Source organism: Streptomyces sp. NPDC001156, assembly GCF_053598275.1.
This window is the reverse complement of sequence record NZ_JBSFJX010000130.1, coordinates 1-21,921: the sequence shown is the minus strand read 5'-3', so window position 1 is coordinate 21,921 and position 21,921 is coordinate 1. Positions and strand designations below refer to the sequence as shown.

At 69.0% G+C, this 21,921-nt stretch carries 18 protein-coding genes; 5 read left to right on the top strand and 13 right to left on the bottom strand.

Annotation, left to right across the window (positions count from 1 at the left end; all coding sequences use genetic code 11):
• Positions 1-81 precede the first annotated feature (81 nt).
• On the top strand, positions 82-450 hold the full coding sequence (locus ACWDA7_RS36735; protein ID WP_450610259.1) for a hypothetical protein: 369 nt from the start codon (positions 82-84) through the stop codon (positions 448-450).
• Positions 451-706: 256 nt separating this feature from the next.
• Here the strand turns inward: ACWDA7_RS36735 and ACWDA7_RS36730 are convergent, their stop codons facing one another.
• Together ACWDA7_RS36730 and ACWDA7_RS36725 are read right to left on the bottom strand one after the other, a co-directional pair.
• Positions 707-1,393: a hypothetical protein gene (locus tag ACWDA7_RS36730; protein ID WP_450610258.1), complete on the bottom strand. Its 687-nt coding sequence runs from the start codon at positions 1,391-1,393 to the stop codon at positions 707-709.
• A gap of 346 nt (positions 1,394-1,739) precedes the next feature.
• Positions 1,740-4,358: a tetratricopeptide repeat protein gene (locus tag ACWDA7_RS36725; RefSeq protein ID WP_450610263.1), complete on the bottom strand. Its 2,619-nt coding sequence runs from the start codon at positions 4,356-4,358 to the stop codon at positions 1,740-1,742.
• Positions 4,359-4,642: 284 nt separating this feature from the next.
• Between ACWDA7_RS36725 and ACWDA7_RS36720 the strand changes: the two genes are divergently transcribed.
• Positions 4,643-5,158: an ATP-binding protein gene (locus tag ACWDA7_RS36720; protein WP_450610256.1), complete on the top strand. Its 516-nt coding sequence runs from the start codon at positions 4,643-4,645 to the stop codon at positions 5,156-5,158.
• Between the two features lie 200 nt (positions 5,159-5,358).
• Here the strand turns inward: ACWDA7_RS36720 and ACWDA7_RS36715 are convergent, their stop codons facing one another.
• The 11 genes from ACWDA7_RS36715 to ACWDA7_RS36665 form a co-directional block, all read right to left on the bottom strand.
• A complete protein-coding gene (locus ACWDA7_RS36715) occupies positions 5,359-5,973 on the bottom strand; it encodes a GAF domain-containing protein (protein ID WP_450610254.1) in 615 nt (204 codons plus the stop codon).
• Positions 5,936-6,559 (bottom strand): GTP-binding protein, encoded by a 624-nt coding sequence (locus ACWDA7_RS36710; RefSeq protein ID WP_450610252.1) that lies wholly within the window; start codon positions 6,557-6,559, stop codon positions 5,936-5,938. The genes ACWDA7_RS36715 and ACWDA7_RS36710 overlap by 38 nt, the downstream gene beginning before the upstream one ends.
• Positions 6,537-6,923: a DUF742 domain-containing protein gene (locus ACWDA7_RS36705; RefSeq protein WP_450610250.1), complete on the bottom strand. Its 387-nt coding sequence runs from the start codon at positions 6,921-6,923 to the stop codon at positions 6,537-6,539. The genes ACWDA7_RS36710 and ACWDA7_RS36705 overlap by 23 nt, the downstream gene beginning before the upstream one ends.
• 3 nt (positions 6,924-6,926) lie before the next feature.
• On the bottom strand, positions 6,927-7,316 hold the full coding sequence (locus ACWDA7_RS36700; RefSeq protein WP_450610248.1) for a roadblock/LC7 domain-containing protein: 390 nt from the start codon (positions 7,314-7,316) through the stop codon (positions 6,927-6,929).
• Positions 7,317-7,388: 72 nt separating this feature from the next.
• The gene (locus tag ACWDA7_RS36695) at positions 7,389-8,930 is read right to left on the bottom strand and encodes a sensor histidine kinase (RefSeq protein WP_450610246.1); all 1,542 of its coding nucleotides are present in this window, start codon (positions 8,928-8,930) and stop codon (positions 7,389-7,391) included.
• A gap of 453 nt (positions 8,931-9,383) precedes the next feature.
• Positions 9,384-9,590, bottom strand: a complete 207-nt coding sequence (locus ACWDA7_RS36690) for a hypothetical protein (protein WP_450610244.1) — start codon at positions 9,588-9,590, stop codon at positions 9,384-9,386.
• 167 nt (positions 9,591-9,757) lie between these two features.
• Positions 9,758-10,600: a hypothetical protein gene (locus ACWDA7_RS36685; RefSeq protein ID WP_450610243.1), complete on the bottom strand. Its 843-nt coding sequence runs from the start codon at positions 10,598-10,600 to the stop codon at positions 9,758-9,760.
• A gap of 950 nt (positions 10,601-11,550) precedes the next feature.
• A complete protein-coding gene (locus ACWDA7_RS36680) occupies positions 11,551-12,474 on the bottom strand; it encodes a carbohydrate ABC transporter permease (protein WP_450610261.1) in 924 nt (307 codons plus the stop codon).
• A 2-nt stretch (positions 12,475-12,476) separates the two neighbouring features.
• Positions 12,477-13,352: a carbohydrate ABC transporter permease gene (locus tag ACWDA7_RS36675; RefSeq protein ID WP_450610241.1), complete on the bottom strand. Its 876-nt coding sequence runs from the start codon at positions 13,350-13,352 to the stop codon at positions 12,477-12,479.
• Between the two features lie 66 nt (positions 13,353-13,418).
• Complete coding sequence (locus ACWDA7_RS36670; protein WP_450610239.1) at positions 13,419-14,720, bottom strand: ABC transporter substrate-binding protein; 1,302 nt, start codon at positions 14,718-14,720, stop codon at positions 13,419-13,421.
• A 263-nt stretch (positions 14,721-14,983) separates the two neighbouring features.
• Positions 14,984-16,117, bottom strand: coding sequence for a LacI family DNA-binding transcriptional regulator (locus ACWDA7_RS36665; protein WP_450610237.1), 1,134 nt, complete (start codon positions 16,115-16,117; stop codon positions 14,984-14,986).
• 221 nt (positions 16,118-16,338) lie between these two features.
• Here ACWDA7_RS36665 and ACWDA7_RS36660 point away from each other — a divergent pair, with 221 nt between their 5' ends.
• From ACWDA7_RS36660 to mgrA, 3 genes are read left to right on the top strand one after another with little or no spacing between them, the layout of a single operon-like run.
• Positions 16,339-17,628 carry a glycoside hydrolase 5 family protein gene (locus tag ACWDA7_RS36660; RefSeq protein WP_450610235.1) on the top strand — a complete coding sequence of 430 codons (1,290 nt, stop codon included), beginning with the start codon at positions 16,339-16,341 and terminating at the stop codon, positions 17,626-17,628.
• A 39-nt stretch (positions 17,629-17,667) separates the two neighbouring features.
• Complete coding sequence (locus ACWDA7_RS36655) at positions 17,668-20,706, top strand: alpha-mannosidase (RefSeq protein ID WP_450610233.1); 3,039 nt, start codon at positions 17,668-17,670, stop codon at positions 20,704-20,706.
• 32 nt (positions 20,707-20,738) lie between these two features.
• Positions 20,739-21,758: an L-glyceraldehyde 3-phosphate reductase gene (gene mgrA, locus ACWDA7_RS36650; protein WP_450610231.1), complete on the top strand. Its 1,020-nt coding sequence runs from the start codon at positions 20,739-20,741 to the stop codon at positions 21,756-21,758.
• The last annotated feature ends 163 nt before the right edge of the window (positions 21,759-21,921 follow it).

The window sequence follows — 21,921 nt, the reverse complement described above, 5'->3', positions numbered from 1 at the left end:
CTGGTCATGCTCACCTGCGGCCCCATCACCCTCGTCCTGCCGTGGGAGCGACCCCCCACTCGCACCGGCTGACCCACACCGATGCCGGGAGAGCCGAAGAAGGCTACCGACACTCAAACGGCAGCCAATAGGTCGGCTGCCAAGAAGCCCGCGAGCAAGACCGGAGCCTCAAAGGCTGTCCTGCCCACGCTGGTCGAACTCATCCGCAGCCACCTCACCGAACAGAGCGACCCGCGCTCCGCGGCGGACGTTGCCACCGCTCTCGACACGGCCCATCCCGAGCGCGGCATCAAGACCACCGTCGTACGCACCACCCTCGAAAACCTCGTAGCCAAGAGCAAGGCCCAGCGCACCAAGCAAGGCAGCTCCGTCTACTACACCGCCCCCAACACGGCCGATCAGAAGGCCACATCCGCCCAGGACGAGCCGCAGTCCGACCTGGCCGAGTAGTTGGCCGGACAGCGCACCGCCGCAGCAGCGGGCTGGTCGCGGTGACAGGGGTCCGGCCCACCGACGGAACTCGCTGACCTGCTCAAACGCGGCCTATGCGGAATGGAAGTCCCGTGAGTCCCGTGAAGGAGTGACGCGTTTCCCAGTGAGCCACCGGCGCCTGTGCCGTGACTGAGTGCTTCAACCGGTCAGCGAGCGTTCGATCGACTACATGAAGCGCCTTGGTCCGCCCGGGCAGGTTGATGGCGCCGCTCGCTTACAAGTCCGGCAGGCGGAGCCATACCTCGGAGAAGGTAAGGCCGTGCTCGTTGGTCACCAGCCCGCAGGGGCAGCCCAGCGTGATCAGGCGCCAGTCGCCGACCACGGTCCATGGGCCATCCGCACTCGCGCACCCAGGACAGTGGACGGTGTCGGCCGTCCACACGTCGGGGGCGGGCCTACCGTAATGCCGGAACCGACCCGTGTACTGGACCTCCCACGGTACGGCCGGGGGTGTGAGAGCGGCGGTCCCGGACGGGGTCGGGGCGGCCAGGGCGGCGAACAGTTCGGCCAGGTCAGGGAGAAGAGCTTCGCCCGCCTCGGTCGGGGTGACCGGCAAGCCGTCGGCTGTGTCCTGGGGTACCGCATAGCGCGGAGCCGCCGCAGCGGGCGGCGGGTTGGGGGCGGCGTACCAGGGCAGGAGGGCGCGAGCGACGGCGGCCAGAAGGGCGGCGGCCGACGCGCTGACGGCGCCTGCATCGAGGTGATGGACTGTTGTGCGCCAGGTCCGCTGGAGCCGTCGGTCCCGGTCCGTGGCCCGTGTCCGTGCGCTGCCTGCTCCACGGGCGGGGAGTGGGGCAGTGAGGCGGGCCAGGACCCGGGCCGCTGCGTCGGCGTCCGCATCGGTGGGGCGCCATCCCCCGGCAGCGAGGAACTGACGGGCTCGGCTTGACTCTCGGGTCAAGGCGCGCGTCAGCAACTGTTGGGTACCGGAGACCGTTACGGAGGTGTCCCGCCCGCTCGACATGGCGCCCCGTCCCGCTGTTCCGTCCCCGATTCCGTCGCGCTGTGCCTGCACGCCCACCCTGAGTGGCAGGAGACATCACATCACACGATCGTACGGACGCCGTCGAAAAACGTTCCGGCTTCCAGGCCGGCTGTCTCGCTCAGCGCATTCCCTCACGTCGGCAACGGCATTTCGCAGTTCCCCGGGCCGGCTGGCGGTGTCCACCGGCCGTTTGCCCCATCAGGCTCAGCGCAGTTGGGAGTACGCCGACTATCCTCAGCTGTCTGCGCGGGAACCCGGTAGATCAGTCTTCGTCCGGGATGGCCTGGGCGCCGTCCCGGCCGGGCATCTGGACGAAGACCGGGTTGGCCGAGATCGCCGAGGCCTCCATGCGGTCGGCCTCATCGGACGCGCCGTCAGTGCGCAGTGCCCGGAGCAGGTCGTGCAGGACTATCGCCTCGTTCCACTCGTACGCCCCGTCCTGGTAGATGGCCAGCGCCGCCTCCAGGTCGCTGCGCGCCTCACCGAGCCGTCTCAGTTCGCGGTGGGCGACCCCCCGCAGGTGCCTGGCCATGGCCCCTGCGTACACGTCGCCGGCCCGCTGTGTCACGTCGATTGCCTCGGTGAGGGGTGCCAGCGCCTCGCCCGGACGGCCGTGTCTCAGGTGCAGCCAGCCAACGTCGCGCTGGGTGTGGGCGTACCACATCTCGTGCCCTAGCTGCCGGAACAGATCGAGGGCCGCCCGTGCCGAGGCCCAGGCGTCGTCGAAGCGTTCCATACCGGCGTACACGCGGATGCGTGCGTTGTCGATGCGGCCGATCCACAGTCGCTCGCCCATGGGACCGAAGATGTCCTCGGCCTTGTCATAGGCCTCCAGCGCGTCCTCACGGCGAGCGAGCAGCCGGCAGATCTTGCCTAGCGCGTAGAGGGTCGCGCCTTCCCAGACTCTGTCGTTCAGGAGCCGGAAGTCGCGGACGGCCTGCTCCAGGAGCGGGGCGGCTTCCTCAGGCCTGCGCAGGTATCCGAGCGTCTCGGCCAGGGTGCGCCGCAGGCGCGCCTGCACCCTCCTGTCCCCGAACTCCTCGGCCAGCCGCAGCGCCTCCCGTTGGCTCTCCTCCGCTTTCTCGGGCTGCCCGCGCCACCTCTGGAACTCACCCAGTTTCTCCAGCGAGGACAGCACGTGCCATCGATCGTTATCCGCACGCAGTTCCTGCACAGCCGTGGTCATGTGGTCCAGCGCCGCTGGGTAGTCACTCTTGGCCGCGTAGGCACGCGCCACGACCATCCGGTCCCGTGCCGTCAGCGTGACGGCGGGATCGGGGGATCCGCCCGGCAGGAAAAGGTCCAGGGCCGTGTCCGGAAACCCGTTTCCCAGGGCGGCCACAGCACGCCCGCGACGCAGGCTCCGGACCACCCGGTCCCGCTGCTCGGCCCCCTGGTCGAAGAGCCACTGGGCGGACTCCGCGGACAGGTTCACGTCGTCCAGGAAGTACGACAGGCCCTCGGCGATCTCGGCGCCCTCGGGCTCCATGCCAAGGCGTCGGGCGCGGGCGATAGCCCACTGGAGCCGCTCGCTCTCCCTCGCCATCCAGGGCCCGGCTGTTGCCCGGTCCAGGTTCCCCGCGCGCTCTCGCGACGTCTCCGTGGCGAGTTCCCGAGCACGGCCGGCAGCCAGGTACACGACGGCCTCCCGGTAGGCCCGCACCAGGCGCTCCTCAGCGCTACGGCGCTCCTCCGGGGGCAACCCTTCGTACTGCTCCCTCCCAAAGACGCGCACGAGGTCGTGGAAGCGGTAGCCGGACTCCGATGCGTCGCTACCGTGCGCCTCCATCAGGCCCACGGCGAGGAGTTCGTCGGAGACGCCTGCCGCCATCGCCGCGGTCGGCAGGCACCACCCGACATGCCAGTCCGTCAGCCTCCCCGCGGGCAGGGACGACATCAGCCCGACCGCCCGGCGGGCGGCCTCCGGCAGGTCCCGGAAGGTGAGGGACAGGCATGCCTGGAGGCTCAGATCCTCGTAGACCAGCTCGTGCAGCCGCGCCCGTTCGTCCTCGAGCCTCGTACGCATCCGCTGGAGTGTCAGGTCCTCACGCATCCCGATTTTCCCGCCCACGATGCGCAACGCCAGCGGAAGCCGGCCGCAGAAGTGCACGATCTCCAGGGCCGTGGCGGGATCCGCGGCAACACGTTCCCGGCCCGCGTACACGCTGAGGACCTCCAGAGCCTGGTCCTCGTCGGGGAGCTGCACCTCCACCCCGTGGCGCCTGGTGATACTGCCCGCCGACAGGGAGCGTCTGCTCGTCACAACCACCGAGCAGCCGGCCCCCACAGGCAGAAGCGGCTGGATCTGTTCGGTGCTGTGCGCGTTGTCGAGCACCACCAGCAGGCGCAGGTCGTTCGTGAGGCTGCGGAAGAGGGCGGCCCGGTCGTCCGCCCTGCGGGGGATGTCGCCCTGGGCCGCCCCCAGGCTCCGGAGGAACTCCCCCAGGACCTCTCCGCTCTCGCGCGGCATGTCAGCGTCGCCCCGCAGGTCAACGTACAGCTGACCGTCAGGGTAGTAGTCCTTGACGCGGTGTGCCGCGTACAGGGCGAGAGCCGTCTTCCCCGTGCCGGCCGCGCCATGGACGACGATCACAGCCGCCTGCCCGGCAGCCGGGTCCCCCGGCAGCCCGCCGCTCGTCGGGGTCGGCACGTCCCGGAGCCGCTCGATCAGGCTGCTACTCAAGACGTCCCGCCCCACCAGCACGGGCTCCTGAGGGAGTTGATGGCGCAGTTCCAGCCCCGCCCTGGCCGACACCGCCAGGTCGTCTGCCGAGTAGCGGTACATGAACGCCGACAGGCCGCCCACCAGCACGGCAGCACCCGCGAAGGCGCCCAGCGCCCACTTGTCCTTCAAAAATCCGAAGATCAGATCCCCGGACATCCCGCCCACGGCTACGACTCCCGCAGTACTCGCCAGCAGAAGCCGCTTACGACGGGTCTGAACCTGAATCGACACCCTGTCCCCCGGAGTCATCGTCGCCGGATGATCCCACGGATCACCCGTCCCTGACGTGCGCAGGCACACAATCGAGACAGCCTGTTCACAGGCCCAACCGCTGTTGAGACTTGTCTTGGTGGTTGACACCGCCCTGAGACACGCCGAAGCCATACCAGGTTTGTACTGTGCCTGCACCAGCGGCCCGCACGGCGCTAGCGTCGGGTCTCATGATCGTATGGCTCAACGGCACCCACGGCGCAGGCAAAACGACGACCAGTGCGCTCGTGCAGCAGCTGATCCCGGATTCACGGGTGTTCGACGCCGAGAAGGTCGGCGAGACACTCATGGACATCACGCCGGGGCTGCCGTGGACGGGTAACTTCCAGCACTGGCCGCCGTGGCGGCCGCTCGTGGTCGAGACCGCCCGCCGCGTACTCGACTACACCGGCGGCACTCTGGTGATGCCCATGACTGTCCTGGTCGAGCAGTATTGGCGGGAGATCAGCAGGGGTCTCGCCGAACACGCCATTCCGGTACGGCACTTCGTCCTCCACGCCGACCAGGACACCCTGCGCGGGCGCATCGAGGGGGACACTTTTCTTGGCCCCTCCCCATTCCGTCTGCAATACCTTGAGCCCTACGCCGAGGCGGCCCGCACGTGGCTGCACGCCGAGGCCGAGGTCGTCGACACCACGCACCTCACGCCTGCGCAGGCCGCCCTGCAGATCGCAGAGGCCGCTTGACCGGCACAGCGTCTGAGGCGACTGCGCGCCCCGAGGCCGGGTCGGCCCGGGGCCGGGCTCGGCTGTTACCGGGCCCCGCCCTGGAACCGCGTCGGGCCGCCGAGGCCGGTCAAAGGCAGCCGGCAGGAGCCGCCGCCGGGCGCTCGGCAGCCCGCTGCGGGGATGGTCCGGGGCGGCCGCGTCTGTGTCCGGCGGGCCCGTCAGCGGCCACGGCGGGCCGCGTTCTCAAGCCTTTCGACCAGTTCGGCAGCCATGGCCTTGATGGTTTCCAGGCCCTTACGGCCCCACGGCTGCGGGTCCTGGTCGACGACGCAGATGGTGCCGAGCACCACACCGGTGCTGTCTATCAGCGGTGCGCCCAGGTAGGAGTGGACGCCGATCGCGTCGACCACCGGGTTGCCGGCGAACCGCGGGAAGTCCCGGATGTCCTCCAGCACCAGCGCCCGGCGGCGCTTGACCACGTGCGGGCAGATGCCCATGTCGATGTCGCGGGGCATGACGCGGCCGGGCACCGGGTCCTCCAGCAACGGCGGCCCGACATGGACCGTGGTGTCCTGCGCGGCGCTGTACAGCCCTGCGAAGTACTGGCGGTCGGCGTCGAGGAAGAAGTTGACACCGGCGTAGCAGCCGCCGGTGCGGTGCGCGAGTTCCCTGGCGAATGCGTCGAGTTCCGCATCCGGGCGGGCATCGATGCCCAGTTCGCGCAGCCGCTGCGATCGGGCACGTCCCTGAGGGTCCTCCGGGGGTAGGAGCAGATGGCGCAGGGCGATCCCGGACTCAGGCCCGGAGAAGGGGTCGGTCGGTGTCGCTGCCATGGGAACTCCTTGTCGTGATCAGATGCTGAATCAGTTCGAGCAGTACGCGGGTGCCTGAGTTCTGCACGCGGGCGTCGCACAGCACCACCGGCACCTCCTGCCTGAGGTCGAGCGCGGTCCGCACCTCCTGCGCGCGGTAGCGGTGGGCCCCGTCGAACTCGTTGACGGCGACGACGAAGGCGATGCCGCGCTGCTCGAAGAAGTCCACCGCCGGGAAGGAGTGTTCCAGCCTGCGGGTGTCGGCGAGTACCACCGCCCCGAGCGCTCCCTCGCAGAGGTCGTCCCACAGGAACCAGAAGCGCTCCTGTCCGGGCGTGCCGAACAAGTACAGGATGTGGGACGGGCTGAGCGTGATCCGGCCGAAGTCCATGGCCACCGTGGTGGTGGCCTTGTTCTCCACTCCGTCCAGCCGGTCCGTGGCCGCGCTGACGGCGGTCAGCATCTCCTCGGTGCTCAGCGGTTCGATCTCGCTGAGCGCGTTGACGAAGGTGGTCTTCCCCACGCCGAACCCGCCGGCGATCAGCACCTTGATACCCACCGGCAGGGCGTCGGCGGGCAGCGAGTCACAGTCGTTTGAGGAGGCCATCGCGTACCGCTTCCAGGAGGTCTCGGTCGGGTCGTGTGTGGGAGCCCGAGGGCGCCGGGGGCGCGTCACCTGCGACCACCGCGCCTCCCTCGGCCAGATCGGACAGCAGTACCTTGACCACGGCAGCGGGTACCTGCATCCGGGCCGCGACCTCGGCGACGCTCACTGGCCGCTCGCACAGTGCCAGGACCTGCGCATGCTCTAGGCCGAAGGCGCCGTGCGTCTGAACTCCGCTGGCCCGCACCATGGTCACCAGCGTGAAGTGGGACGTGGCTCTGGTCCGGCCGTCGCTCACGGTGTAGGGACGGACCAGCCGCCCGGCTGCTCCGTCGACCAGTGGTCCGTCCGGGAGGACGGGCGTCATCGGTTACCCCACCGGGTGCCGGGGCGGCGTGGCCAGGTGCGGTCGTACGCTCTTCACCATCATCCCCATCTCGTAGCCCAGTACCGCCGCGTCCGCGTCGCGTCCGGCCAGCACGGCCAGGACGGCGCCGTGGCCGGCGGCCGAGACGAACAGCAGCGAGGTGCTGAGCTCGGTCACTATCTGCCGCACGTCACCGCCGTCGTCGAAGTGTCGGCCCGCGCTGCGTGCCAATGAGTACAGCCCGCTGGCGAGCGCGGCCAACTGGTCCGCGGCGTCCTGTTCGAGGCCCTCCGCTGCCTTCACCAGCCCGTCCGCGGACAGCAACAGGGCGCTTCGGGTGTGCGGCACCCGGTTCAGCAGACCCGTCAACAGCCAGGCAAGGTCTTCGCTCACTGGTGTTCTCCACTTCGGCAGAAGGAATCGGTTTTCTGGGCGCGGCCCCGGGCGTTCAGGCGGCGTCGGCTGTCAGGGCGTCTGCGCTTCCTCGGCCCTGCGCAGCCCGGTTTGGAACGCGGCCATCAGGCCGGGGTCATGGGCGAGGTCCTCGTCGGCACCGGCGGCGCGGACCGGGTGCGGCCGTTCGGCGGCGGGGTCCCCGCGCCGCCGCTGAGGCAGTGGCGGACGGTCGTTCTCGCCGCCAACGGCTGCCGGGACAAAGCGAGATCCGGAATCGGACATGTGCGGATCCGCAACGACGTTCGGCTCGATCGCCCGAGGGTCCGCCGCCTCGGGCTCCGCTTCCTGCGGCGCCGTGTCAGAGGCCGGGCTGATGTGATGCGCGGGCGTGGGAGCAGCCGGCTGCGGGCCGAGCAGTGCCCTGGGCAGCACCATGACGGCCTGGGTGCCGCCGTAGACATTGCTCTGCAACTGCACGGCGATGTCGTGCCGTTGGGCCAGGACGGACACCACATACAGGCCGATCCGGCCATCCCGCAGCAGCTCGCCCAAAGCGACCTCGCCCGGTGCGCCCAGGACGGTGTTCATCCGGCTGCGCTCGTCCGAGGACATGCCCAGGCCCCGGTCCTCGACCTCGATCGCCACTCCCGCGGCGACGGGCTCCACCCGCACATGCACGGTGGTCTGCGGCGCTGAGAAGACCGTCGCGTTCTCCAGCAGCTCGGCCAGCAAATGGACGACGTCGACCACGGCATGGCCGCTGACCGTTCCCTCGATGGGCGGGACCAGCTTGACCCGGGCGTACTGGTCGATCTCGGCGACGGCGGAACGCAGCACGTCGGTCAGTCCGACGGGGCGGGTCCACTGGCGGTGGGCGTTCGCGCCGCCGAGCACCGCCAGGTTCTCGGCATAGCGGCGAATCCGGGTGGACAGGTGGTCCACCCGGAACAGTCCCTTGAGCAGGTCCGGGTCCTCGACCTCGTTCTCCAGGCTGTCCAGCAGACCGATCTCGCGGTGCACCAGGGACTCCAGCCGGCGCGCCAGGTTGGCGAACACCTCGAACTGCTCCAGCCGGGAGCCGTCATCCCCACCGACTGCACGGGCGGCGAACTCCTGCAGGGCCGCCTCCGCCTCAAACCGGGTGGCGGAGATCTCGAATCGAAGGCGGGAGAGCTCGTCCGGGCCACTTGGCTGCGGCAGTTCCGGCCGGCGCCGCGCATGATGCTCTCCGGCCCGCAACCGGCGGCACAGGGATTCCAGTTCGGCCCTGCCTTCGGCCGTGGTGCGCGTCAGCTCGGCCAGGTCGGCACTGCTCCGGTCGGCCGCACGAGTCAGGTCGGCCCAGTGCGCGATGACGGCTCGCGCCTGCGTCGAAGCACGTATCCCCGCGATCCCGGCCGTCATGATGCCGATGAGCATCACACCGCCGGACACCGTGCCCTGGCTCACCCCGCCCAGGTGGCCATCGCGGACCAGCACGGTGGCCGCCGCGCCGGCCACGGCGACAACGCCCGGTGGCAGCACGGATCCCAGCACCAGACGCCGCCGCAGTGTCGCTCGCGACCCGGCCGTCACACGGGCGGGCGACGCCGACCGGTCGTCCGGAGGCATGGAAAGATCAGGCATAGCAGTCCCCGGACGGTGCGACGATCGGGCAGAGCGCGCACATTACCGCGCGTCAGGACCTTGGTGTCAGCCCCTGGCGCGTAAGAAATCGAACCGTTGTCCTCAACCTGCCTGCCGACAGTCCGTCCTGGTACCCCAACAGCGGTTCATGTCCTGACCTGCGTTGGCGATAGCAGCGGCGGTGTGACGCCTGCCGGTGTCTTCTCCGGGCCGACTTGACGACCTGCTGTCCCCTCAGCAGACCATGGACACAAGCACAGCAGAGCAGATGTGACGCAGAACCACACCGAAGTCCTTGCCGCTCACCGCCAACCATGCACGAGCTCGTTGCCTGACAGCGGCTCGAGCGCGTCCGCGTCGCAGTTCCGTGGATCTCCGGTCGACCTCGGCAAACACGTATACGGAGCCGGAATCCTCGCACACGACCAGGCGCCTCTATCACCCCGGTGGTCTCTCACGGCGGCGATTGCGCACTCCAGTGAGGCAGACCTCGTTGTCCTGGTCCTTGTCCAGTGCATGGATGGGCCGTTGGCGTTCGTCGTTGTACGCGCACCCCTTCTGAGCCGCGGTCCGGCCGATCCGCTGCAACTTCCGGCCCTCGTCCATCGTGACCGGCCGGACGAACACACTCGGTCGACGTCCCATGACCACCTCCAAGATCAGGTCTTGGAGACAGTCTGCTGACCGACAAGCAGTGGATCGATTACCCGGCCAAGGCTGCGCGACGAGCCCCTAGAGGGCTTGGACGGGCGAAGCCGTCTTGATCGAGTCAAGTTTGCTGATCGGGGTCGGGTTGGTGGTGATGGTGCTGGTCAGGCGGCCAGTCCGGCCCGGGTCATGTAGGCGTCGATGGCGCGGTCGTAGGCCTGGGTTGCTTTGCGAATCGCGTCTGGTTGGTGGGGGTCGGCGAGTTCGGCGAGTCCTGTTCTCAGCAGCCGGTCATGGAGGCGGGTCAGGAACAGGGCGGTGTCCTGGCCGCCGGGGGTGAGTCGGTAGCGGTGGGTGCGGGGGATGCGTTCGATGAGCTGGTGGGCGCGTAAGCGGCGCAGGTCGTAGGACATCTGCCCGGCGGTGATGGCCTCGACAGGTTTGCCGAGGAGGGGCGCGAGGAGTTCGCGTAGGTCGCGGTTGGCGAAGCCGCGGGGCAGGAGTTTGAAGACGAGCAGGGCGTGCAGCAGGGCTTGGACGCGGGGGTCGGTGAAGCGCAGGCCAGGGATGCGAGTGCCGGTGGCGGTGGTGATCGGGTCGGTGAGCTGGGCCAGGGCGGTGGCGCCCCGGGCCGGGTCGAGGCTGAGTCGTTGGACGCCGAGCAGGCGTCGGTTGGCGGTGAAGCCGATGGCCCGCAGGGCGGGCAGGTTGGTCAGCCGTCTGCCGATCTGGAAGTCGCGGGTGTCGTCGATGGTGGTCTCGGTCCGTAGGGCGCGTCCCTCCTTGTGGTACTGCTTCACGGTCGTGTGCTTGTAGTCGATGTGCAGGCTGGGGGTCACACCCCGGGTCACCACGCGGGTGCGGAAGCGGCCGGGGGTGCGGTTCTTCGCGCCGTTGTAGATGCTGCGGTCGAAGACCAGGCCGACGCGGTCGGGGCGGCCCCGGTCGAGGTTGTCCCGGATGACCTGCTCGAAGAAGATCCGGCCGGTCTCGGGGCGGTCGAGCATCTGGGTGAGGGAGAACTCGGACTGCAGGACGGAGATGTCGTAGCGGTAGCCGGCTGCGCGGGCGGCTGGGTCGTAGGGGGGCGGCAGGCGGGCGAGCCACTTGCGCAGCAGGGCGTCGATCTGGGCGGGGCCGAGCCGGTCGCAGATGGCTTGGAGGGCAGCGGGGTCGGCGACGGCGGCGAAGGCGTTGTCCAGCGGGGTGAAGGCGAGTCGGGCCTGAGCGGCCTGGCTCGATGCAGTTGTCGAGGTGTCCGTTGTCGCTCCGTCCCCCTTCCGGTAAGCAGGTCCCGTCTCTGACCGCGCAGATCGCGCGGCCGAGCAATCCGGGTGGTACGACGGCGATGTGGGTGAGAGACCGGTTGGACGGGCTGTGGTGCCACGAGGACTTCGCGGGCTGGTACCCGCGCGACGGACGCCCCGGCATCTCGCCCGCCCAACAGGCCACCGTCTGCGTGCTGCAGTTCCTGCTCGGTCACCCTGGTCTACTACGGGCTGCGCGACGGCGGAGTCCGCTGCCTGGGCCGCCGGGATCCGGTGTGAGTAGCATCCGGATCCACGGCCGATGCGAGATCGGGGGAGTGAATGGCCCCCGCGGCGCGGCCGGATTCATGATCGCTCCCGTCGGCCGTGTGCCGAACCACACCATGCCGCACCGAAATTCGCCCGTTCCGGGCGCGGCGGAGGGGTGACGGGCGGCCGGAGCACCGCCCCTTCAGCATCACACCTGGTGAAGAGCACACCTTGACAACGTTCCGCCGCAGGCGGGACCACAGCACACCAGCCGGGAACGGGCCCACCCCGTCCTCTCACCTCAGTACGCCTCGATCAGCTACTCAACAGCAGAAAGCCGGTCAAGCACGACGCTTGACCGGCCCCGCCCTTTCAGGGATGACACTCCCCCGGGTCCCTGGTTGAGCAGACTGGTTGACCTGGGGCTGTACCTACAGACCTCACCCCTTGACAGCGCCCTCGCCGACACCCTTGAAGAAGAAGCGCTGGACGCAGACGAAGAGCGCCAGGATCGGCACCAGCGCGATCATCGCGCCTGCGGCGACCGTGCGTGGGTCTACGGAGAAAGTGCTCTGCAGATAGGACAGTCCGACGGTCAGGGTCAGCTTGTCAGGACTCTGCAGGACGAGAAGGGGCCACAGGAAGTCGTCCCAGGCGCCGATGAAGGACAACAGCGCCACCACGGTGATGGTGCCCTTGACCGCGGGAAGTCCGATGTGGCGCAGCCGCTGCCAGACGTTGGCGCCGTCGACCACGGCTGCCTGGTCGATCTCCATGGGAATGGCCTGGAACGCGTTGCGCATCAACAGCACGTTGAGCGTGGCGATGGCAGCCGGCAGGGCGACGCCGATCAGCGTGTTCCCCAGTCCCAGGCTGGTGATCGTCTGGAACTGCGAGATGATGGTCACCTCGCCGGGCAGGACCAGGGATGCCACGAACAGGCCGGCGACAAGCTTGCGTCCTCGGAACTCCATTCGGGCCAGGGCGAAGCCGGCCATGGAGGATCCAATGACGTTGCCCGCCACATTGATGAAGGCGACGATCAGCGAGTTCCCCGCAAAGCGCCAGACGGGGATGGTCTGGGCGACCTTGCTGTAGTTGTGCAAGGTGGGGTGCTGCGGCAGGAAGTGAGGGGTGGCGGTGTAGACGTCCTCGGCCACGCCCTTCAGCGACGTCGAAAGCTCCCACAGCAGCGGGCCGACGCTGATGACCAGTACGATCACCAGCATGACGTAGCGGGCGGCGACTCCGGCAGGGCTGGGCTGCGCGAAGCCCCGGTAGCGCCGGAGGCGGCGCCGGGCCGGCTCAGGTGCACGCCGGTCACCGGAGGTCGGTGCCGGACCGGTGCGTCGAGTGGACAGCATGGTCATGCGTCTGCCTTCCTGTTCAGGCGTGCCAGCACGAGCATCGGCACGATCGTGACCACGAACAGCAGGACGCTCAGCGCGGAGGCGTAGCCGATCCGACCGGTGGTGCCGCCTGCCGCATTCTGAATGAGCATCACCAAGGACACGTCCTGGCCTCCCACGCCGCCCGAGGGTCCGCCGAGGATGTACAGCTCAGTGAAGATCCTCAGCGCCGAGACCGCGACCAGGACTGCGACGAGCAGCATGGTCCGCCGCACACCGGGGACGGTGACGGAGAAGAACCGACGGACGGCGCCGGCGCCGTCGACAGCAGCCGCTTCATGCAGATCGCGGCTGACGTTGCCTAGCGCCGAGAGGTAGATGATCATGTAGTAGCCCAGGCCCTTCCACACCGTCAGGGAGATGCTGCTGAAGAGCAGCAGCCAGCGTCCGGTCAGGAACGGGATGGCCTGGTGGGTGAGGTGGATCTGCTGTGCCAGACCGTTGACCACCCCGCGTTCGTCCAGCAGCCACTGCCAGATGACGGCGACGACCACTGCCGACGCGACGACCGGGAAGTAGAAGAGCGTGCGGAAGAAGGCGATGAAGGGCAGGTTGCGCTCCACCAGCAGGGCCATCAGCAGGGGCAGCACAGTCAGCAGGGGCACGCATATGACCATGTAGAGCGCGCTGTTGAGCAGGGCGTCCCGTACCTGCGGATCGTGCAGGATGACGTCGTAGTTGTGCAGACCGACGAACTGGCCGCCGGTGAGGATCCGTACGTTGGTGAAGGACAGGACCCCGGTGTTCACCGCAGGCCAGAGGCTGAACGTGATCAGCCATGCCAGCGCGGGGAGGATCAGCAGCCAGGGTGTGTACCAGCGATGGAATCGCATGAGGGGATCCTGTCTTGATGGCGGGGCGACGCCCGGCGCGCCGCCCCGCTCCGGTCGGGTGAGCCGTTAGTCGGACAGCAACTGGTTTGCCTTGGTGACCACGTTGTCGAGCGCCTGCTTCGACGACTCCTTGCCCGACATTGCGAGCGCCACCTGCTGGTTGAGGAGAGTGGTCATGTCCTGGGTCCACTGCGGGGGCTGGTAGTTCACAGCCTTCTGCAGGCCCTGGTATCCGATCACGGCCGCGTTTCCCGTGGGCGTGCCGTCGCTCTTGGAGTAGGCCGGGTCCTTGGCGGCGGCAGTCGTGCCGGGCAGGAAACCGGAGGCGAGCTTGACGAAGTTCACCTGGTTCTGGTTGTTGGTGGCGAACTCGGCGAAGGCCAGGGCGAGCGGCAGGTTCTTGCTCTTGGACGCCACGGAGATGCCCTGGACGTTGAGGATCGGAGCGCCGATCGACGGGGAGGGGACTATCTGCTTGGCCAGGCTCGGGTTGGTCTGCTGGGTGGACTGGATTTCGTTGCCCTGGCCGGTGGTCCAGGCGACCTCCTGCTTCAGGAAGACCGCGTTGTTGCCCTGGTAGGTGTTGGCCAGCACATCCGACGGGAGGTATCCGTCCTTGTACGCCTCGCGGTACTTGTCGAGCATCGCCGCGGCGGCCGGGGTGTTGAAGACGAATTTGGTGCCGTCGCCGTTCATCAGGGGCGTGCCGCTCTGTACGATGTCGTTGAGCCAGGGCGTCCGGCTCATGAGGTAGTCCTTGCCGTGGGACCGGTCGTGCATGGTCTTGGCCTGAGCGAGGAGCTCGTCGAACGTCGTGGGCGGCTTGTTGGGGTCGAGGCCGTCCCGGACGAGCATGGCCTTGTTCCACCAGTTCATGTCCGAGCCGAGGTACCAGGGGAAGCCGTAGGTGCCCTGCTTGCCGGAGTAGGTGTAGGCCTTCAGACCGCTGGCGACGTAGTCACTCTTGAGCGTCGGCACGTTCTGGGCCAGGTCCAGCAGGCCGCCGGCCTTCACGACCGAGTAGGCGATGTCCGGCGGCAGGTTGACGACGTCGGGCAAGCTGCCGCTCGTGACCTGGCTCACGACCTTCTGCGCGTAGCCGTCGCCGGGCTGGTCGATCCAGTTGATCGTGGTGCCCGGGTGAGCCGCCTCGAACGACTTGATCAGCGAGGTGAAGTACGGGGTGAACGTGGGGTTCTTGAGCGACCAGGTCTGGAAGGTGATGGTGCCCTTGATCGGAGCGTCGCTCGCTACTTGCTTGGCCGAAGCCTGGGCGCCTCCCCCGCCGCTGACGCCGCATCCCGTCGCGGTCGCGGCCAGCACCGCGGCCCCCATGAGGACTGTCGCGAACGACTTCTGTCTTTTCACCGGGCTCCTCCCGTCGGACCCAAGTCCGTGAAAACGTGAAATCACATCAGTGTTAGAAACACGCGAACGAACGTAACTAAACCGCTAAAGCACCGGAACTATGCGCCTGGTTCGCTTACGCTGTCAAGAGTCCGATACCCCGGGAAACAGCCGCCGCTCCCGCCCCTATTCCCGAGATATTGACCACAATGCGGGCAGGCGGGAATACCGGCCCAGCGGCGAGAAGCCCGCCCGCCGGGCCGGTGCTGCCGAGCCGGCCCGGCTCAGGGGCTGCCCGGGGTTCCACCGGCCGTACGTGACGGAGGGGCGGTGCTCTCCCGGACGATCAGCTCGGGCAGTAGCGGATCGGCGACCGTGGCGGGTCGGCCCTGGATCAGTGCGGTCAGCTGCTCTGCGGCGCTACGGCCGAGGGCGACGGTGTCTCTGGCGAGAGCGGTGAGCCAGGGGTGCACCATGCGGCACAGCACGGAGTCCTCCCAGGCGACGACCGAGACGTCATCTGGGACGGACAGTCCGTGGGCAGCGAGGACGGAGACGCCCGCTGCCGCCAGCACGTCGCTGTCGTAGATGATCGCGGTGGGCGGACGGCCCTCCTGCACCGCGAGCCGCGTCGCGGCTGCGCCCTCGGTGTCGGAGTAGTCGGTGACCACCGAGCGGGTCTCGGCCAGGCCCAGGCGCAACGCCTCCTGCTGCAGCGAGCGGATTCGGCGTGCGGTGTGCGCGAGGTCGGGCAGGCCGGCGATGTGCAGGATGCGGCGGTGGCCCAAGCCGTACAGGTGCCTGATGACCTGGGCCATCGCGGCGGCGTCGTCGGTCCGCAGGTTGGCCATCGCTCCGAAGGCATCGGCTTTTCCCGCCAGTTCCTCGGAGAGGCTGCCGATCACGACGGCGGGCAGACCGAGCGAGTCCAGCAGCTCGGGCCGCGGATCGGACGAGCGCGGGTCCACCACCAGCACTCCGTCGACGCGCCGCTCGGCCCACCAGCGCTGGTACATCGCACACTCGGCGTCGATGTCCTCCACGACCTGGAAGAGCAGACCGAGGTGGTGGTCGGCCAGGACCTGCTGGACGCCGGAGATCAGCTCCAGGAAGAACGAGTCCACCCCGAGCGAGCGGGCTCGCCGGGCGAGGACCAGTCCCACCGTGCCAACACCTTCACCGGACAGCGCCCGGGCCGCCGAGTTCGGCCGCCATCCCAGCTGCTCCGCGACGCGGCGGACCCGGGCGCGGGTCGCCTCCGAGACACCGGGGCGGTCGTTGAGCGCGAACGAGACCGCGCTCTCGGACACACCGGCCCGGCGGGCGATGTCCTTCATGGTGGCCTGGCGGGGCGGGGTGCGGCGGCTGTGCCCCGTCGACGCCGGCGCGTCATTCCCGGGCTGCGGCCCAGCAGACATGGACTCCCCCTCGCCCAACTGCGGCTCCGTCGCCGAGTCGCTACTAATGCGCTTGAGTGACGTCACTGTAAAGCGCTTTAGCGGGTCACGCAACCCTCTCGTCAGAGGCTTTCCGGGACGGGTATTGCAACCCCTCCGGCGGTATGGATTATGTTGGCAAGCTCAAGCACGCCCGTGCAGATTGGCGTGGCTACTCGATCTCCCAAGGACGCGTCCCAAGCATGACCGCTGAGCGCAGCGCCGTAGAGCCGACCGAACGGGCACCCCGCTTCGGTGTCAACTACACGCCCACGCAGGGCTGGTTCCACCACTGGCTCGACTTCGATCTCGACGCCGTGCGCCACGACCTGGACTCCGTCGCGGCTCTCGGACTCGACCACATCCGGGTCTTCCCGCTGTGGCCGCTGTTCCAGCCCAACCGCACGCTGATCAGGCCGCGCGCCGTCGAGCAGTTGCTCCTGATGGTGGACGCCGCGGCCGAACGCGGGCTGGACGTCAACGTCGACGGTCTGCAAGGGCACCTGTCCAGCTTCGATTTCCAGCCCTCGTGGACGCTTACCTGGCACCGGCGCAACATGTTCACCGACCCCGAGGTGGTCGGCGGCGAGGCCGAGTACCTGCGGACGCTGGCCGCCGCCCTGGCCGAGCAGCGCAACTTCCTCGGCATGACGGTCGGCAACGAGATCAACCAGTTCTCCGGCGCCCCCCACCCAGACCCGGACCGCATCACCGCCTCGGAGGCCGAGGCATGGCTGCGGACCATGCTCGCGGCCTGCCACGAGGGCGCGCCGCACCACCTGCACCTGCACGCCGAGTACGACGCCGCCTGGTACCTCGACGGCCATCCCTTCACGCCGGAGCACTGCTCGCGGCTCGGCGCCGCCACCGCGATCCACTCCTGGGTCTTCAACGGCACGGCCCAGAAGTACGGGACGCACTCCACGGCGACCACACAGCACGCCGCCTATCTGATCGAGCTGTCCAAGGCGTTCGCCCACGACCCACACCGGCCGGTGTGGCTGCAGGAGGTCGGGGCGCCCGTCCCTCACATCCCGCCCTCGTACGCGGCCGACTTCGCGGAGGAGACGATCGCCGCCGTCCTGGACTGCTCCGACGTGTGGGGGGTGACCTGGTGGTGCTCCCACGACGTCGACCGGCGCCTGGCCGACTTCCCCGAACTCGAGTACAGCCTGGGCCTACTCACCAACGACCGCCAGGTCAAGGACGTCGGGCGTCGCATCGCGCAGATCGCCGAGGCCGTCCGTACGCACCCCTCGCAGCCCAAGCCGCGCACCACCGCCCTCGTCGTGGACGCCGCCGGCCCCCGCGATCCGCAGGCGCCGGGCCGGTCGTCGGCCTGTGCACCCGGGGGCCCCGTCTTCGAGGCGTTCATGCGCCTCACCGACCAGGGGGTGCGGCCCACGACCGTCCTGGCCGAGCACGCCGCGGACGCCGAGCACCTCGCCGCCCGTGGCATCACCGAGGTCGTCACCCCGGCCGAAGTCGCCTGACCACCGTTATCCGCCCCACTGTCACCAGGAGCCCCCGCCATGCACGACGACCGCAGCCTCATCGAGGGACGACTCAAGCGCGTCCTCGACGAACGCATCCGTCCCGCCGTCTATCCCGCCAGTGTTCCGCTGGAGGTGAGCGTCTGGACCGCGCCCGGCGAGCCGGTCCCCGTCGCCGAGGGACTTGCCGCCCCCCGTAGCCCCATCGCCGTGGGCAACGCGTGGGGCGCGCCGTGGGGGACCAGCTGGTTCACCGTCTCCGGCACGGTCCCCCAGGAGTGGGCGGGCAGGACCGTGGAGGCGCTGCTCGACCTGGGTTTCGACGAGAACATGCCCGGATTCCAGTGCGAAGGTCTCGTGTACCGGCCCGACGGCTCGCCGGTCAAGGGCCTCAACCCGCGCAACCAGTGGGTCCGCATCGGGTCCCCGGTGGCGGGCGGCGAGCAGGTGGTGCTGCACATCGAGGCCGCCTCGAATCCGGTGATCCTGGACTACCACCCCTTCCTGCCCACCCAGCTGGGCGACAAGGACACCGCCGGCTTTGAGCCGCAGTACAAGCTGGCCCGGATGGACCTGGCCGTCTTCGACCGCACCGTGTGGGAACTCGTCCACGACCTTGAGGTCCTGGGTGAGCTGATGGCCGAACTGCCGGCGGACGGGGCCCGCCGCTGGGAGATCCTGCGCGCCGTCGACCACGCGCTCGACGCCGTCGACCTGCAGGACGTGAACGGCACCGCCGCGCAGGCCCGCGAACGGCTGGCCGATGTGCTGGCGGCGCCTGCCGTGCCGTCCGCGCACCGCATCAGCGCGGTGGGCCATGCGCACATCGACTCCGCCTGGCTGTGGCCGCTGCGCGAGACGGTCCGCAAGGTGGCCCGCACCACGGCGAACATGACCTCGCTGCTGGAGGACGAGTCGGACTTCATCTACGCCATGTCCCAGGCCCAGCAGTACGCCTGGATCAAGGAGCACCGCCCGGAGGTGTACGCGCGGGTGAAGGCCGCCGTCGCCGAGGGGCGGTTCCTGCCGGCCGGCGGCATGTGGGTGGAGTCGGACACCAACATGCCCGGCTCAGAGGCGATGGCACGGCAGTTCGTGCACGGCAAGCGGTTCTTCCTCGAGGAGTTCGGCGTCGAGAACGAGGAGGCCTGGCTGCCGGACACCTTCGGTTTCGCCGCGGGCCTGCCGCAGATCATCAAGGCCGCCGGATCCAAGTGGCTGCTCACCCAGAAGATCTCGTGGAGCCAGATCAACACCTTCCCGCACCACACCTTCTGGTGGGAGGGCATCGACGGCACCCGTATCTTCACCCACTTCCCGCCGATCGACACCTACAACAGCTCGATCAAGGGCAGCGAGATCGCCCACGCCGCCCGCAACTTCAAGGACAAGGGGCACGCCCGGCACTCGCTGGCCCCCACGGGCTGGGGCGACGGCGGCGGCGGCACCACCCGCGAGATGATCGCCAAGGCCGCCCGGCTGCGCAACCTGGAAGGCTCGGCCACAGTCCAGTGGGAGGCACCCGCCGACTTCTTCGCCAAGGCCGAGGCGGAGTACCCGCACGCCCCGGTGTGGGCGGGCGAGCTCTACCTCGAGCTGCACCGCGGCACGCTCACCAGCCAAGCCAAGACCAAGCAAGGCAACCGCCGCAACGAGCACCTGCTGCAGGAGGCCGAGCTGTGGGCGGCCACCGCCGCGGTGCGCGCCGGATTCGCCTACCCGTACGAGGACCTGGACCGGCTCTGGAAGACGGTGCTGCTGCACCAGTTCCACGACATCCTGCCCGGGTCGTCCATCGCCTGGGTGCACCGGGAGGCGGAGAAGACACATGCGGCGGTGACCGAGGAACTGAACGCCGTCATCGCCACCGCCCAACAGGCCCTCGCGGGAGATGCGGCCTCCGGCGGTGAGGTCGTCTTCAACGCGGCACCGCACGCCCGGGCCGGCGTCACGGCCGGTGGGGGACGGCCGGCAGCCCCGGCCGCCGGCGGCTGCTCGGTGACGCCGCGCGCGGCCGGCGGATACGTCCTGGACAACGGCCTGGCACGGATCACCGTCGATGAGCGCGGGCTGGTGGTGTCCGCCTTCGACGTGGAGGCCGGCCGTGAGGCGATTGCTCCCGGCGGGGCGGCGAATCTCCTGCAGATCCACCCCGACTTCCCGAACATGTGGGACGCCTGGGACGTCGACCAGTTCTACCGCAACACCGTCACCGACCTGACGGACGCGGACGAAGTCACCGTGGTCTCGCAGGACACCGCCGCCGTCTCGGTGCGCGTCCGCCGCTCCTTCGGCTCCTCCACCGCGGTGCAGACCCTGACGCTCGCGGCCGGCACCAAGCGGCTGGACATCGACACCGAGGTCGACTGGCACGAGACCGAGAAGTTCCTGAAGGCCGCCTTCCCGCTCGACATCCACACCGACCGCTACGCCGCCGAGACGCAGTTCGGCCACCTGTACCGGCCCACCCACACCAACACCAGCTGGGAGGCGGCCAAGTTCGAGGCGTGCAACCACCGGTTCGTCCACCTGGAGGAGCCCGGCTGGGGCGTGTCCCTGGTCAACGACTCCACCTACGGCCACGACGTCACCCGTACCGTCCGCACAGGCGAGGAGACGCCGGGCACCACCACCACAGTGCGGGTGTCGCTGCTGCGCGCGCCGCGGTTCCCCGACCCGGAAACCGACCAGGGCATCCACCGCTTCCGCCATGCGCTGGTCATCAACACCCGGGTCGGTGACGCCGTCCGCGAAGGCTACTGGATCAACCTCCCCGAGCGCCGGGTCCCCGGGGACGCCGAGGTCCGGCCACTGGTCACCGTGGACGACGACGCAGTGGTGATCAGTGCCGTCAAGCTCGCCGACGACGCGAGCGGCGACGTGGTGGTCCGGCTGTACGAATCCCGCGGCGGCCGGGTCCGCACCCGGCTGAGTGCCGGCTTCGAGGTGGCCCAGGTCCATGCCTGCGACCTGCTGGAGCGCCCCCTCTCGCCCCTGGAGTCGGCCGACGACACCGTGGAACTGGCCCTGCGCCCGTTCGAGCTCGTGACGCTCCGGCTGACCCGGCACGCCTCCTGACCGGCTGCCGCACCTCTACGACAGGAATCCGCGTGAACATCCTCTCCCCCTATCAGCCCGCGCAGGAGCGCTACGCGGGCATGGAGTACCGGCGCGCCGGACACAGCGGTCTGCGGCTGCCGGCCGTGTCGCTCGGCCTGTGGCAGAACTTCGGTGACGACCGGCCGCTGGAGACGCAGCGTGCCATCCTGCGCCGCGCTTTCGACCTGGGCGTGACCCACTTCGACCTCGCCAACAACTACGGACCGCCCTACGGTGCGGCCGAGCGCAACTTCGGCACATTGATGGCCCAGGACTTCCGCGCCCACCGTGACGAACTGGTCATATCCACCAAAGCGGGCATGGATATGTGGCCAGGTCCCTACGGTGAGTGGAACTCCCGCAAGAGCCTGCTGGCCAGCCTCGACCAGTCTCTCCGCCGCACGGGCCTGGAGTACATCGACATCTTCTACTCGCACCGCTTCGACCCCGACACGCCGCTGGAGGAGACGGTGGGCGCCCTCGCGTCCGCTGTCCAGCAGGGCAAGGCGCTGTATGTCGGTATCTCCTCCTACGGCAGCAAGGACACCCGCCAGGCCGCCAGGCTGCTGCGCGACATGGGCGTCCCGGCTCTGATCCACCAGCCCGCATACTCGATGCTCAACCGCTGGGTAGAAGACGACGGACTGCTGGACAGCCTCGGGGAGGAGGGCATGGGCTGCATAGCCTTCTCCCCCCTGGCACAGGGCCTGCTGACCGACCGGTACCTGAACGGAATCCCTGCGGGGTCCCGGGCGGCCCGGGGATCCTCCCTGGGCCCCGACCAGCTCACCGACGACCTCGTCGCGCGATTGCGGGCCCTTGATGCAATCGCCAGCCGCCGCGGCCAGACCCTGGCCCAGCTCGCCATCTCCTGGGTCCTGCGCGATCCGCGGATGACGTCCGCACTCACCGGTGCATCCAGTGTCGCCCAGCTGGAGGCCAACCTCGCAGCCGTCAGGTCGGCGCCGCTCAGCACTGAGGAACTGGCCGAGATCGACGCCTGCCTGGGCAGCGATGCGACCTCGGCCTGAGACGCCGGTAACGTTCTCCATCCGCCCAGGCCGGCAAGTCGATTCCTGACTGCCCTGAAGCCCATGACTCACCGTTCCTAGTCAGTGAGCAGGAGTGAGTCTTGTACCCAATCCTGGTCAACTGGCGCATCCCGAACGGTGGTGGATGCACTGGTCTCCCGCG